Source organism: Campylobacter sp. CFSAN093229, from assembly GCF_011068225.1.
Classification (GTDB): domain Bacteria; phylum Campylobacterota; class Campylobacteria; order Campylobacterales; family Campylobacteraceae; genus Campylobacter_D; species Campylobacter_D jejuni.
The window spans coordinates 20,668-32,594 of sequence record NZ_JAAMXB010000008.1; the positions used below are offsets into that span (position 1 = coordinate 20,668).

Annotated in this window: 15 protein-coding genes and 2 pseudogenes; 15 read left to right on the forward strand and 2 right to left on the reverse strand. The window is 30.7% G+C overall.

Features of this window, described 5'->3' with window-relative positions; translation table 11 throughout:
* The first annotated feature begins 157 nt into the window (after nt 1-157).
* From FBE93_RS08445 to cgb, 8 genes and pseudogenes are all read left to right on the forward strand, one after another.
* The gene (locus FBE93_RS08445; RefSeq protein ID WP_048818645.1) at nt 158-346 is read left to right on the forward strand and encodes a hypothetical protein; all 189 of its coding nucleotides are present in this window, start codon (nt 158-160) and stop codon (nt 344-346) included.
* A 150-nt stretch (nt 347-496) separates the two neighbouring features.
* Nucleotides 497-1,105: pseudogene (locus tag FBE93_RS08450) on the forward strand (molybdopterin-dependent oxidoreductase).
* A gap of 367 nt (nt 1,106-1,472) precedes the next feature.
* Nucleotides 1,473-1,949 carry a molybdopterin-dependent oxidoreductase gene (locus tag FBE93_RS08455; protein WP_230401233.1) on the forward strand — a complete coding sequence of 159 codons (477 nt, stop codon included), beginning with the start codon at nt 1,473-1,475 and terminating at the stop codon, nt 1,947-1,949.
* Between the two features lie 26 nt (nt 1,950-1,975).
* Entirely contained in the window at nt 1,976-2,440 is a 465-nt protein-coding gene (locus FBE93_RS08460) for a molybdopterin dinucleotide binding domain-containing protein (RefSeq protein WP_242631494.1), read from the forward strand.
* A gap of 10 nt (nt 2,441-2,450) precedes the next feature.
* Nucleotides 2,451-3,107, forward strand: a complete 657-nt coding sequence (locus FBE93_RS04550; protein WP_002866871.1) for a DMSO/selenate family reductase complex B subunit — start codon at nt 2,451-2,453, stop codon at nt 3,105-3,107.
* Nucleotides 3,094-3,960, forward strand: a complete 867-nt coding sequence (locus FBE93_RS04555; RefSeq protein WP_165434217.1) for a DmsC/YnfH family molybdoenzyme membrane anchor subunit — start codon at nt 3,094-3,096, stop codon at nt 3,958-3,960. The genes FBE93_RS04550 and FBE93_RS04555 overlap by 14 nt, the downstream gene beginning before the upstream one ends.
* Complete coding sequence (locus tag FBE93_RS04560) at nt 3,960-4,517, forward strand: molecular chaperone TorD family protein (RefSeq protein ID WP_002934202.1); 558 nt, start codon at nt 3,960-3,962, stop codon at nt 4,515-4,517. The genes FBE93_RS04555 and FBE93_RS04560 overlap by 1 nt, the downstream gene beginning before the upstream one ends.
* Before the next feature lie 66 nt (nt 4,518-4,583).
* Nucleotides 4,584-5,006: a single-domain globin Cgb gene (gene cgb, locus FBE93_RS04565; protein WP_002862237.1), complete on the forward strand. Its 423-nt coding sequence runs from the start codon at nt 4,584-4,586 to the stop codon at nt 5,004-5,006.
* 19 nt (nt 5,007-5,025) lie between these two features.
* Here the strand turns inward: cgb and FBE93_RS04570 are convergent, their stop codons facing one another.
* Both FBE93_RS04570 and FBE93_RS04575 read right to left on the reverse strand, forming a co-directional pair.
* A complete protein-coding gene (locus FBE93_RS04570) occupies nt 5,026-6,657 on the reverse strand; it encodes a multidrug ABC transporter permease/ATP-binding protein (protein ID WP_002855865.1) in 1,632 nt (543 codons plus the stop codon).
* 36 nt (nt 6,658-6,693) lie between these two features.
* Nucleotides 6,694-8,001 (reverse strand): MFS transporter, encoded by a 1,308-nt coding sequence (locus FBE93_RS04575; RefSeq protein WP_048818649.1) that lies wholly within the window; start codon nt 7,999-8,001, stop codon nt 6,694-6,696.
* A gap of 86 nt (nt 8,002-8,087) precedes the next feature.
* Here FBE93_RS04575 and FBE93_RS04585 point away from each other — a divergent pair.
* The 7 genes and pseudogenes from FBE93_RS04585 to FBE93_RS04615 all read left to right on the forward strand — a co-directional run bounded on the left by FBE93_RS04585 (nt 8,088) and on the right by FBE93_RS04615 (nt 11,927).
* Nucleotides 8,088-8,886, forward strand: a pseudogene (locus tag FBE93_RS04585) (MBL fold metallo-hydrolase).
* Nucleotides 8,887-8,973: 87 nt separating this feature from the next.
* A complete protein-coding gene (gene infA, locus FBE93_RS04590; protein WP_002781436.1) occupies nt 8,974-9,192 on the forward strand; it encodes a translation initiation factor IF-1 in 219 nt (72 codons plus the stop codon).
* 171 nt (nt 9,193-9,363) lie between these two features.
* Nucleotides 9,364-9,477, forward strand: a complete 114-nt coding sequence (gene rpmJ, locus FBE93_RS04595) for a 50S ribosomal protein L36 (RefSeq protein WP_002781429.1) — start codon at nt 9,364-9,366, stop codon at nt 9,475-9,477.
* Between the two features lie 2 nt (nt 9,478-9,479).
* The gene (gene rpsM, locus FBE93_RS04600) at nt 9,480-9,845 is read left to right on the forward strand and encodes a 30S ribosomal protein S13 (RefSeq protein ID WP_002800121.1); all 366 of its coding nucleotides are present in this window, start codon (nt 9,480-9,482) and stop codon (nt 9,843-9,845) included.
* 9 nt (nt 9,846-9,854) lie between these two features.
* Entirely contained in the window at nt 9,855-10,247 is a 393-nt protein-coding gene (gene rpsK / locus FBE93_RS04605) for a 30S ribosomal protein S11 (protein ID WP_002779544.1), read from the forward strand.
* A 27-nt stretch (nt 10,248-10,274) separates the two neighbouring features.
* Nucleotides 10,275-10,901 carry a 30S ribosomal protein S4 gene (gene rpsD, locus FBE93_RS04610; RefSeq protein ID WP_002932416.1) on the forward strand — a complete coding sequence of 209 codons (627 nt, stop codon included), beginning with the start codon at nt 10,275-10,277 and terminating at the stop codon, nt 10,899-10,901.
* A 12-nt stretch (nt 10,902-10,913) separates the two neighbouring features.
* A complete protein-coding gene (locus FBE93_RS04615) occupies nt 10,914-11,927 on the forward strand; it encodes a DNA-directed RNA polymerase subunit alpha (protein WP_002932419.1) in 1,014 nt (337 codons plus the stop codon).

The window sequence follows — 11,927 nt, forward strand, 5'->3', positions numbered from 1 at the left end:
TTATTCAAATTTTTATTTTTTGAAGTTAAATTCATAAACGAAAAATCCATTATAAAGCCTATATTTAGGAGTTTTAAAGTCTTAATTTTAATTGAATAAAATTATTATTTGTATTATAATCGCAATAATTTTTATCACATAAATGTAAGGAGATAACATGGAACAAAATCGTAGAGATTTTTTAAAATGGAGTTCTTTGTTTGGCGGCTTAACCTTAAGCCCTATAAATCTAAGTGCAAATTTATTAAAAACTCCACCATTGATCAGCAAATGGGCTGGATGTAATGTAAATTGTGGAACAAAATGTCCTGTAAAAGTGCATACTCAAGATGGAATTATTAAATAATCAGTACTGATAATGAAGGTGATGATAGCTTTGATAATCGTCAAGCAAAAGCCTGTATTAGAGGGCGTAGTTCAAGATATAAAGTTTACAACGCAAATTGCCTAAAAAGACCTTTAAAAAGAGTGAAAAAAGGGGTGAAGGTAAATTTTTATGCCTATTTCTTGGAAACAGGCTTTTGATAAAATTTCTGCCAAAATGCAAGAAATTAAAGAAAAATACGGCAATGAAGCCTTTTATATAAATTATGCAACAGGAACAACACGAACAATAATCAATCGCTGCACACAAGGTTCATGGGCTAGACTTTGAAGTCTTTATGGTGGTTATTTAAATTATCACAACTCTTATTCTACGGCTCAAATTTCAAATGTTATGAATTTTTTCTATGGTAGATCTCCTACTAGCGATATATACACTTTACGCTCTGCAAAATTAGCTATATTTTTTGGAGTAAATCATGTTGAAACTAGAATGGGAGGTGGTGGAGTATGCTATGCTTATCAAAAAGCCTTAGAAGAAAGTGGATGTAAAATAATTCACATTGACCCAAGATACAATGATTCTATGATAGGGCATTGCGATGAGTGGATACCTATAGCACCAGGAACCGATGCAGCTTTGATTGTTGCACTAACTTATGTGATGATAAAAGAAGATTTACTTGATAGAACTTTTCTTGATAAATACACCATAGGCTTTAGCGAAAATACTCTGCCACAAGATACAACCAAAACTCAAGCTATGAAAGCTATGTTTTAGGACTAAACGATGGAGTAGAAAAAACTCCTGATTGGGCTAGCAAGATTACAAAAATTCCGGCACGCCGCATAGTTCAACTTGCAAGAGAAATTGCCACCATAAAGCCTTGTTTTATAGAACAAGGTTGGGGAGTGCAAAGACATTCAAATGGCGAACAGGGTCAAGTAAAACATATGATATAATGGGTATGCCTTTTAAAAATCCAATAAAAGATTCTATTCCTTGTTTTTTATTTACAGACGCCATTTATCGTGGAAAAGAAATGACAGATATTAGCGATGGGGTGCGTGGCACAACATAATTAAAACAAAATATCAAATTTATTTTTAATATAAGTGGAAATTGCCTTACAAATCAGCATAGCACCATTAAAGAAGTGCATGATATTTTAAGCAATGAGAATTTGTGTGAGTGTATAGTAGATGTTAATGTAACTAGAACTCCGTCAAATAACTACGCAGATTATATCTTACCTGATGCAACTATGCTAGAGCAAGAAGATTTTATAAGACCTAGCGCAGGATATTATAGCAATAAGCCTTATATTATTTATTGTCAAAAAGCTATCGAGCCAGTTGGTGAAGCAAAACCTATTTATGAAATGTGTCTTGAACTTGCTAAAAGACTTGGCATAGAAAAAGAATTTAGCGAAGGAAGAACACAAAAAGATTGGCTAAAATACCTTTATGAAGAAAGTATGAAAAAAAATCCACTTTTGCCTAGTTTTGAAGAAATGTGCGAAAAAGGACTTGTAAAATTTGAGCCTGTAAAACCTGTAGTGGCATTACAAAGTTTTATAAAAGATCCTATCAATAATCCTTTAAAACTCCTAGCGGAAAGATAGAAATTTATAGCACAAAACTCGCACAAATGCAAAAAACTTGGAAATTAAAAGAAGGACAACAAATAGTGCCTATTCCTGTTTTTGAAAGCCAAAGAGAAGGGATTTTAGATCCATTAAAACAAAAATATCCTTTGCAATTTTTTGGCTATCACTACAAAGGTAGAACACATTCTAGCTTTTGGGAAATTCCACAAATTAGAGAAGCTAATCCACAAGAAATTTGGATAAATACCATAGATGCAGAGCAAAGAAGTATCAAAACGGGCAATGTGGTGCAAGTAAGAAATGACTTAGGAATCATACAAGGCATAGCAAAAGTTACTCCAAAAATCATACCAGGTTGTGCAGTAACCCCACAAGGTGCATGGACAAAATATGAAAATGGTATCGATGTGGGAACTTGTGTGAATTCTTTGGCAAGTATAGTGCCAACTGCTATTTCTAAAGGAAATGGACAACATTCTATTTTAGTTGAAATTGCAAAAATTTAAGGAGAAAAAGATGAAATTAGAAGAAAATTCACAATTTGGTTTTATGCTAGATCAAAGCAAATGCGTAGGCTGTAGGACTTGCTCACTTTCTTGCAAGGATTATAAAAACATGCCTGTGGGGGTTAATTTTCGCCGTGTGTTTGAGACTGAAGGGGGAAATTGGACAGCTAAAGAAGATGGAAGTTTTGAGCAAAGTGTTTTTGCTTACTACACTTCTATTTCTTGCAATCATTGTTCTAATCCATCTTGTCTTAAAGCTTGTCCAACCGGTGCAACAATGAAAATAAAATGGGGAATAGTAGCAATCGATGATAGTATGTGTATAGGCTGCAAAGCTTGTGCTATGGCATGTCCTTATGGCGCACCTCAATTTAACCATGAAAGTGGTCATATGAGCAAATGCGATGGGTGTTATGAGAGATTAAAAGAAGGTAAAAATCCAATTTGCGTGGACTCTTGTCCTTTTAGAGCATTAAAAGCAGGAGATATAACAAAACTGAGAGAAGAACATGGAAATTTAGCCTCTATCACACCTTTACCTGATGCTTCTATCACGCATCCAAATTTATGTATAGTGCCTGAAAAACATAGTTTGCCTTCAGGTAATAAAAGTGCGATTTTTCATCTACCTCAAAACTACCAAGGAGTTAAAAATGACATCATTTAATCACATTTTAAGCGAAATGCCTTTGGTATTATTTACTATTTTAGCACAAGCTGTAATTGGACTTAGTTTGGTTTATGCACCTGCATTTATAAATGGTTACAAAAATTATGCAAATTTAAAGTCTTTTGGATTAGCCTTAGGAATTGCAATGATGGTTGCTTTTATCCCTTCATTTTTTCATTTAAATGATATTACACATATTTTTAATGTATTAAATAGAATGGGTGTTTTTTATGCAAACAATGAGTGGCATATAGGCTGGATGAATAATGAAATTTTATTTGTATCTCTTTTATGTGCTTTGGGCTTTTTGCTTTATCTAAAAACTTCAAATTGGGTGTTTTATCTTACGCTAGTATGTGGAATTTTAGGACTTTTCTTTATGAGTGGAGCTTATGGTTCCATGCAAGAAAGTGTACCTACTTGGGATTTTAAGATCACTTTACTTTATTTTTTTGCTAGTGCTATATTTTTAGGTGCTATTGTTTATTATTGTTTTTTTGAAAATAGCGAACATGAAAGAAAAATGTCATTTTTTACAGGACTTATAGGCATAGGGCTTTTAAGCACTGCTATAGTTTTACAAACCCTACATGTAGGACAAACTTGGATTATGGGGCTTGTAAACCCTTTTGAACTTTTAGGTGGAACCTATGATTGGTTTATATCGCTTTCTTTTGTATTCTTAGGACTTGGGATTGTTACTTGGTATTTGCATAATTATTTACATGAAAAATTTAAAAGTAAATTTTTTGCTTATTTTGCCCTGCTTTGTGCATTTTTAGGGGTGTTTACCACTAGAATGCTATTTTATGGACTTATAAGTACTCAAATCATGTTGGGACATTCTTAATGCAAAAATTGGCAATAGATATATTTATCAATTTTTTGCAAAATCCACCTAATCATTTTTTACTAGAAAAACTTAAAAAAGAAAAATTCTGGCAAAATTGGTTTTTAAAAAATAATAGCAAATTGCAATGCACCGCTTTAAAGCTTTTATCATCTTCAAACGAAGATGATAAATTAATAGCAAGTGATTTTACATCTTTGTTTTTAAGCGATGTTGATTATGTAAAAGCACCGCCTTTTGCTTCTTTTTATCTTGATGAAAATAAAGAAATTTATTCAGATAATTCTGATAAAGTTAAGCAAATTTTTGCGCAAAATAACTTTTTTTCTTTTTTTAATGAAGAACCTGCAGATAGCTTGATAAATGAATTATTATTTATTAGTTTTTTAATCAAAAAACAAGATGATATAACTTTGCAAAAATTCTTAAAAGAAGAATTTTTTACTTGGTTTAACATGTGGAGTTTTGATGTTATCAATAAAGCTAAAACACATTTTTATAAAGCATTAACAATGTTAATGCAAGATTTTTTCAATCAACTAAATACAAAATTTTAACACAAGTCAATTTTTTTCTCCTTTTTAAGATATAAAATATCTCTTTTACAACAAAAAGGAGAAATTATGACAAAAGAACAAATTCAAATCATCAAAGATTGTGTGCCTATTTTGCAAAAAAATGGAGAGGATTTAACCAATGAGTTTTATAAAATAATGTTTAATGATTATCCTGAGGTAAAACCTATGTTTAATATGGAAAAACAAATTTCAGGAGAACAACCAAAAGCTTTAGCGATGGCTATTTTAATGGCAGCTAAAAATATAGAAAATTTAGAAAATATGAGAAGTTTTGTTGATAAAGTTGCCATAACTCATGTTAATTTAGGGGTTAAAGAAGAGCATTATCCTATAGTTGGAGCTTGCCTTTTAAAAGCTATTAAAAATCTTTTAAATCCTGATGAAGCCACTCTTAAAGCTTGGGAAGTTGCTTATGGAAAAATTGCTGAATTTTATATCGATATAGAAAAAAAGCTCTATGATAAATAATATAAGCCCATTTTGGGCTTTAATCAAATTTTTCTACTAAATTTTTAGCTAATTCCTTTATATTCTCACCCTTTAATTCGCTGATTTCACCATTTTGAGCCAAGAAAATTCTATCAGCACTATCAAAATATGCATCATCATGTGTGATAGCAAAGATTGTTTTACCTTGCTCTTTTAGCAAAGGTAAAAGTTTTTTATAAAAAAATCTTCTAAAAACAGGATCTTGATCAGCCGCCCATTCATCAAGCACTAAAATATCCCTTTCTTCAAGCAAGGCTATAAGCATAGCTAAACGCTTTTTTTGCCCTGTAGAAAGTTTAGTTAAAGTCAGTTCATTATCTTTGACACTTGTTTTATCTTTAAGTTCTAAAAACTCCAACCAAAAAGCAATTTTTTCTTCGCTTGCAAAATTTTCTTTATTTAAGGTTTTAGTAAAAAGATGAAAATCGCTAAAAACAGCAGAAATAAGAGATCTATACTCATCTAAATTTTTATCATCTATAAGCGTATCATCAACATAAATTCCGCCTTTGCTTGGCTTAAAAAGTCCTGTCAAAAGCATACAAAAAGTGGACTTACCACTTCCATTTTTACCTATTAAAAATACCAATTCACCTTTTTTAAGTTCTATATTTACAGGATTTAAGTGAAAATTTTCTTCATAAGCAAATTGAGTATTTCTAAAAGAAATTTTTTTCCATTCGCTAATATAATGTGTTTTTTTAAAACCTTCTATATAATCATCTAATTCCAATTTTGCGATCTTATCTAAAGCAATTTTTGCCAAAAGCAAAGTAGGAAAAGATCCTATCATAGATACTAAAGGGGTTCGTAAAAACAAAATAGAAAGAGCTATAGTTGTAGCATCTGCAACACTTGCCCATTCAAATTTTAAAGCTAAGTAAAACTCTACACCTACTAAAGCCAAAAGAGTTACATTTGTCCAGTTGTTTGAGAGATTGTTAAAAAGATTGCCTAAAGTACTATTTTTCTTTTTCAATCTTGCATTATTTTCAAATTCATCTTCATAGTAAAGCTTGGCTCTATCGCGATTGATCAAAAGTTCTTTATGTCCATCTAGTATATTTTGGTAATTATTTTGTAAAGCATCATCATTTTCCCTTGCCTTTCTAAAATACTGATATACTTTCATCATCAAAAAATTATTAGTAATAAAAATAACCATAATCCATACCACACACAAAGCAAAAATTTGTGGTGAAAGATAACATAAATAAACACTAGTGCATAAAATCAATATACTTGATTGTAAAAAATCAGGCAATCTTAAAAGCCCAAAAGATATATTTCTCACATCACTTCCCAAAGAAGCTAAAATTCTAGCCTTACCTACTTTAGCCACTCTTAATAAAGGAGTGTCTAAGATCTGCTTTACTACACGCCTTTGCATTTTAAAAATAAAATTTTGTCCAAAAATACTAAGTCCAAGTTCAACTATGGTAGAACTTATAAAAAAGATCAAAAGCAAAACAATAAAATAAAAAATAGGAATATTTTGTGCATTTTTAAGCAAATAATCATTGATAAAAACAAGAGTTAAAACTCCAACAGCACTTGTAATAAAAGAAAAAAGCAAAAAAGAAATCAACTTTAATTTATTTTGCTTAAGTAATTCGATAATAAAAGGCATTTATAAACTCCAAAATATAATTTTAATTATAACATTTTAAGAGTGATTATCAAATTTTATTTTATCTTTTACTATAAAAACAGCACAAATAGCCAATAACGCTAAAAAAATCATATATATACTCATACCATATAAAAATGGATTTTCATTTTTACTCGCGAGTGTATTAAGCCAAAAAACGAGTTGCGGAGTAATACCGCCTGAAATTGCATAAGCAATATTATAAGAAAAAGAAATTCCTGAAAATATTATTTTAGCTCTAAAAACTTCACTCATTAAAATAGGCGCAAACACATTAATCCCACCTAAAAAACAAACAATCGAATACAAAATACACACCAAAACCAAATTTTTAAGCTCATATAAAGCATAAAAATATAAAAAAGAAAAAAATACAAAAGTTAAAGAAAAGAAAATGCAAATTTTAAATAAACCAAATTTATCTACAAGATAACCCATAAAAGCCCCGCCTAAAGCTATTCCCAAAATTCCTAATATCTGTAAATAACTTCCTTCAACCCCACTTAAATTTAAAATACTAGGCATAAATTTAGGCATCAATAAAACAAGCACAATAACACAACCTGTTAAAACCCAAGTCATCATCATTGATGAAAATAAATTTTTTACAATATCCTTTTCTTTAAATAAATCTTTAAGTGGAAAAGAACTAAGCGATGATTCTTTTTTCATTTGTTTAAAAACAGGAGTTTCTTGCAAAAATCTACGCAAATAAATAGAAATAATCCCAAAAATTCCACCTACAAAAAAAGCAATACGCCATGCATAAGCAGCAATTTCTTCTATACTAAAAAAAGCATTAATGATTAAAAATACTATACTTCCTAACAAAATTCCTAAAGCCATAGCTGAATTTAAACAGCTTAAAAAGAAAGCTTTTTGTTTTTCTTGACAATGTTCTCTTACAAAAACCCAAGCTCCAGGCAATTCTCCACCTATAGCTATGCCTTGAAAAATTCTTATAAGTATCAATAAAACAGGAGCTAAAAACCCAAGAGTTTCATAACCTGGAATAAAAGCTAAGACAAAGGTAGGAAGAACCATTAGTAAAATACTTAGCATAAACATATTTTTACGCCCAAATTTATCCCCAAAATGTGCCATAACTATACCACCTAAAGGACGTGCTAAATATCCAGCTGCAAATGCTCCATAAGTATTTAATAAAGCCCAAAATTCACTCATATCTTTAGGAAAAAATACATTAGCTATATATTCAGCAAAAAAGACAAAAATAATAAAATCATAAAATTCTAAAGTTCCTCCTAGTGAAGAAAGTCCTAAGATCTTAATTTCCTTTGTTCCAAATTTTGATTTTCTCATTGATTAATTACCTTAAATTTTAAAAATATTGTTTTTATTATACTATAATCATTTCCAAAATATTATCTAAAAATTTAAGGATAAATATGTTTAATTTTATAACCACTCTTTCAAAAACCAATCTTTATTTTTTAAAAGAAAAAACCACAAGCAAAAGTTCAAATCAAACCCATATAATCTCACTTAAACAATCTGATGATGAATTTTTAATTTATTATTTTCTTTTTTAGTGCCGCAAAACGATGAAGATAAGAATTTTATAGAAAAAACTCGCACAAAAATCAAAAGAAATGAGCATAATATTGCTCTGATAAAAAATCCAAATTTTAATGCTTTAATAGACAAAGGGTTTTTAGATACTATTGACACATTAAAAGAAAAATTGCATACCCACAAAACCGATTTTAAAGATATCACTCATATTATCTTAACACACGCGCATCCTGATCATATAGGAGCTTTAATGAGCGAAGAAAATCTTTTTCCAAAAGCTCAAATTTTAATCGATAAAAAAGAATATGATTTTTGGATCAAAAGCGATAGACAAGAAATTAAAAACACCTTGTTTAAACTTAAAAATATAGAATTTATTAACCACTCTAAAGATTTGATCTTTCAAAATTCAGGCATTAAAGCCATACCTGCTTATGGACATACCCCAGGTCAAAATGCTATCATAATTGATGATAAAATAGTCTTTTGGGGAGATATTTACTTCATCTTTATGATATACAAATCCCAAAACCTAAAATCGCTATAAAATTTGATATAGATCAAAATGAGGCTATACAAACAAGGGAAAAACTACTTAAAGAATTTAAAGAAAGAAAACTCAAAGTTATAGGGACTCATGTGCCTTTTATTGAGCCTAAATTTTTAGATTAATTACTTAAAAATTACTAAAAATTAAGTAAAAATTTTAATAATTTTTGCTAAAATTATAGCCTTTTTATTTCATGAAAGGAGAAAATTTTGGCAAAAGATGATGTAATCGAAATTGATGGCACCGTACTTGAAGCATTACCTAATGCAAATTTCAAGGTTGAACTTGACAACAAACATGTAATTTTATGTCATATTGCAGGAAAAATGCGTATGCATTATATAAGAATAATGCCAGGTGATAAAGTAAAAGTAGAACTTACACCTTATAGCCTTGATAAAGGGCGTATAACTTTTAGATATAAATAATCTAAGTTATTTAAAAGCTAATTTTAGATAAAATTAGAGTTTTTGCGACAAATTACATCGAACTATATGAAGAAGTATTTTTAAAATCCACCACTTATTTTGAAAATAGTTGGTTATTCATAAAACCTTATGTAGTCGTAAATCAAGTGGAATTCATTCAAGGAGACGCTCATGAAAGTGAGACCATCGGTTAAAAAGATGTGCGACAAGTGCAAAGTAGTTCGCCGTAAAGGCGTGGTTCGCATTATTTGCGAAAATCCAAAACATAAACAAAGACAAGGATAAACATGGCTCGTATTGCAGGTGTGGATTTACCAAAGAAAAAAAGAATTGAGTATGGACTAACCTATATTTATGGTATAGGACTTTTCACTTCAAGAAAAATTCTAGATAAAGTAGGAATTTCTTATGATAAAAGAGTTCATGAGTTAAGTGAAGATGAAGCAGCGGCTATCCGTAAAGAAATTCAAGAAAACTATATGGTTGAAGGGGACTTGAGAAAACAAGTTGCTATGGATATTAAAGCACTTATGGATTTAGGAAGCTTTAGAGGCTTAAGACACAGAAAAGGCTTACCAGTTCGCGGACAAAAAACAAAAACAAACGCAAGAACTAGAAAAGGTAAGAGAAAAACTGTTGGTGCAAAATCATAAGGATAAATCATGGCAAAAAGAAAAATCGTAAAGAAAAAAGTAGTTAAAAAAAATATAGCAAAAGGTATTGTTTATATTAGTGCGACTTTTAACAATACTATGGTTACAGTGACTGATGAAATGGGAAATGCTATCGCTTGGAGTAGTGCAGGTGGTTTAGGATTTAAAGGTTCTAAAAAATCAACTCCTTATGCGGCACAACAAGCAGTAGAAGACGCTTTAAATAAAGCAAAAGAACACGGAATTAAAGAAGTAGGCATTAAAGTACAAGGACCAGGAAGCGGTAGAGAAACTGCTGTTAAGAGTGTAGGTGCTATGGAAGGAATCAAAGTAACTTTCTTAAAAGATATCACTCCATTAGCTCACAATGGTTGCAGACCGCCTAAGCGTCGTCGTGTCTAAGATATAAGAAAAATTTAGGAGAATATTATGGCAAGATATAGAGGACCAGTAGAAAAATTAGAAAGACGCTTTGGTGTTAGCTTAGCATTAAAAGGAGAAAGAAGACTAGCTGGCAAAAGTGCACTAGATAAACGCCCTTATGCACCAGGACAACACGGAGCAAGAAAAGGTAAAATTAGTGAGTATGGACTTCAATTAAGAGAAAAGCAAAAAGCTAAATTTATGTATGGAGTAAGCGAAAAGCAATTCCGTCGTTTATTTGCTGAAGCAGCAAGAAGAGAAGGAAATACAGGGATATTACTTATCCAACTTTTAGAACAAAGATTAGATAATGTGGTATATAGAATGGGTTTTGCTACAACACGTCGTTTTGCAAGACAACTTGTAACACATGGACATGTTTTAGTAAATGGTAAAAGAGTGGATATTCCTAGCTTTAGAGTAGAAGCAGGTGCTAAAATCGAAATCATCGAAAAAAGCAAAAACAATCCACAAATAACAAGAGCTATCGAACTTACAGCACAAACTGGAATCGTTGCTTGGGTTGATGTTGAAAAAGATAAGAGATTTGGAATTTTCACAAGAAAACCTGAAAGAGAAGAAGTTGTCATTCCGGTTGAGGAAAGATTTATCGTTGAGCTTTACTCTAAGTAATAGGGGCTAAATATGAGAAATATTACAACATCTGCTTATACGCCAACAGAATTTACAATAGAAAACATTAGTGATACTGTGGCTAAAATCAGTGCTTGGCCTTTTGAGATCGGCTATGGAATCACCCTAGCCCATCCTTTACGCCGTTTGCTTTACACTAGTACCATAGGATATGCTCCAACTGCGATCCATATTGATGGCGTAGCTCATGAATTTGATAGCATGCGTGGTATGCTTGAAGATGTAGCACTTTTTATCATTAATCTAAAAAAACTACGCTTTAAAATTAAAGGCGAATCAAATAAAGAAATAGTAGAATTTAGCTTTAAAGGCTCAAAAGAAATTTACGGCAAAGATCTAAATAATGATCAAGTAGAAGTAGTAAATAAAGACGCCTATCTAGCAACAATCAACGAAGATGCTGAACTCAAATTCACATTGATCGTTGAAAAAGGTATTGGCTATGTACCAAGCGAAGAAATTAAAGAGCTTTTAAATGATCCTAAATTTATAGCTTTAGATGCTTTCTTTACACCTGTAAGAGAAGCAACCTATGATATTGAAAAAGTTTTATTTGAAGATAATCCTGATTATGAAAAAGTGGTTTTAACCGTAACAACTGATGGACAAATCACTCCAAATGAAGCTTTTCAAAATGCTCTAGAAGCTATGTATAAACAATTATCAGTATTTGATAAAATTACCAATGTTAGAAGTGTAATTAAAAATCAAGCAACAAGCAATGAACTAGAAAATACTAAATTATTGCAAAACATTACAGATTTAAATTTAAGTGCTAGAAGTTATAATTGTCTTGAAAAAGCAGGAGTAGTTTACATAGGTGAGCTTGCTTTGATGAGTGTAAGTGAGCTTGCAGGGCTTAAGAATTTAGGTAAAAAATCTCTTGATGAAATTAAAAACATCATGGAAAGCATAGGTTTTCCTGTGGGAACTTCTAAGCTTAGCGATAATAAAGAAATACTTAAAAATAAAATCGCAGAATTAAAAGCACAAAACGAAGGATAA

Excerpts from the sequence above, each read along its gene's own strand:
- FBE93_RS08445 (WP_048818645.1), top strand. The coding sequence starts at position 158 with ATGGAACAAAATCGTAGAGATTTTTTAAAATGGAGTTCTTTGTTTGGC.
- FBE93_RS08460 (WP_242631494.1), top strand. The coding sequence starts at position 1,976 with ATGCAAAAAACTTGGAAATTAAAAGAAGGACAACAAATAGTGCCTATT.
- FBE93_RS04550 (WP_002866871.1), top strand. The coding sequence starts at position 2,451 with ATGAAATTAGAAGAAAATTCACAATTTGGTTTTATGCTAGATCAAAGC.
- FBE93_RS04555 (WP_165434217.1), top strand. The coding sequence starts at position 3,094 with ATGACATCATTTAATCACATTTTAAGCGAAATGCCTTTGGTATTATTT.
- FBE93_RS04560 (WP_002934202.1), top strand. The coding sequence starts at position 3,960 with ATGCAAAAATTGGCAATAGATATATTTATCAATTTTTTGCAAAATCCA.
- cgb (WP_002862237.1), top strand. The coding sequence starts at position 4,584 with ATGACAAAAGAACAAATTCAAATCATCAAAGATTGTGTGCCTATTTTG.
- FBE93_RS04570 (WP_002855865.1), bottom strand. The coding sequence starts at position 6,657 with ATGCCTTTTATTATCGAATTACTTAAGCAAAATAAATTAAAGTTGATT.
- FBE93_RS04575 (WP_048818649.1), bottom strand. The coding sequence starts at position 8,001 with ATGAGAAAATCAAAATTTGGAACAAAGGAAATTAAGATCTTAGGACTT.
- rpmJ (WP_002781429.1), top strand. The coding sequence starts at position 9,364 with ATGAAAGTGAGACCATCGGTTAAAAAGATGTGCGACAAGTGCAAAGTA.
- rpsM (WP_002800121.1), top strand. The coding sequence starts at position 9,480 with ATGGCTCGTATTGCAGGTGTGGATTTACCAAAGAAAAAAAGAATTGAG.
- rpsK (WP_002779544.1), top strand. The coding sequence starts at position 9,855 with ATGGCAAAAAGAAAAATCGTAAAGAAAAAAGTAGTTAAAAAAAATATA.
- rpsD (WP_002932416.1), top strand. The coding sequence starts at position 10,275 with ATGGCAAGATATAGAGGACCAGTAGAAAAATTAGAAAGACGCTTTGGT.
- FBE93_RS04615 (WP_002932419.1), top strand. The coding sequence starts at position 10,914 with ATGAGAAATATTACAACATCTGCTTATACGCCAACAGAATTTACAATA.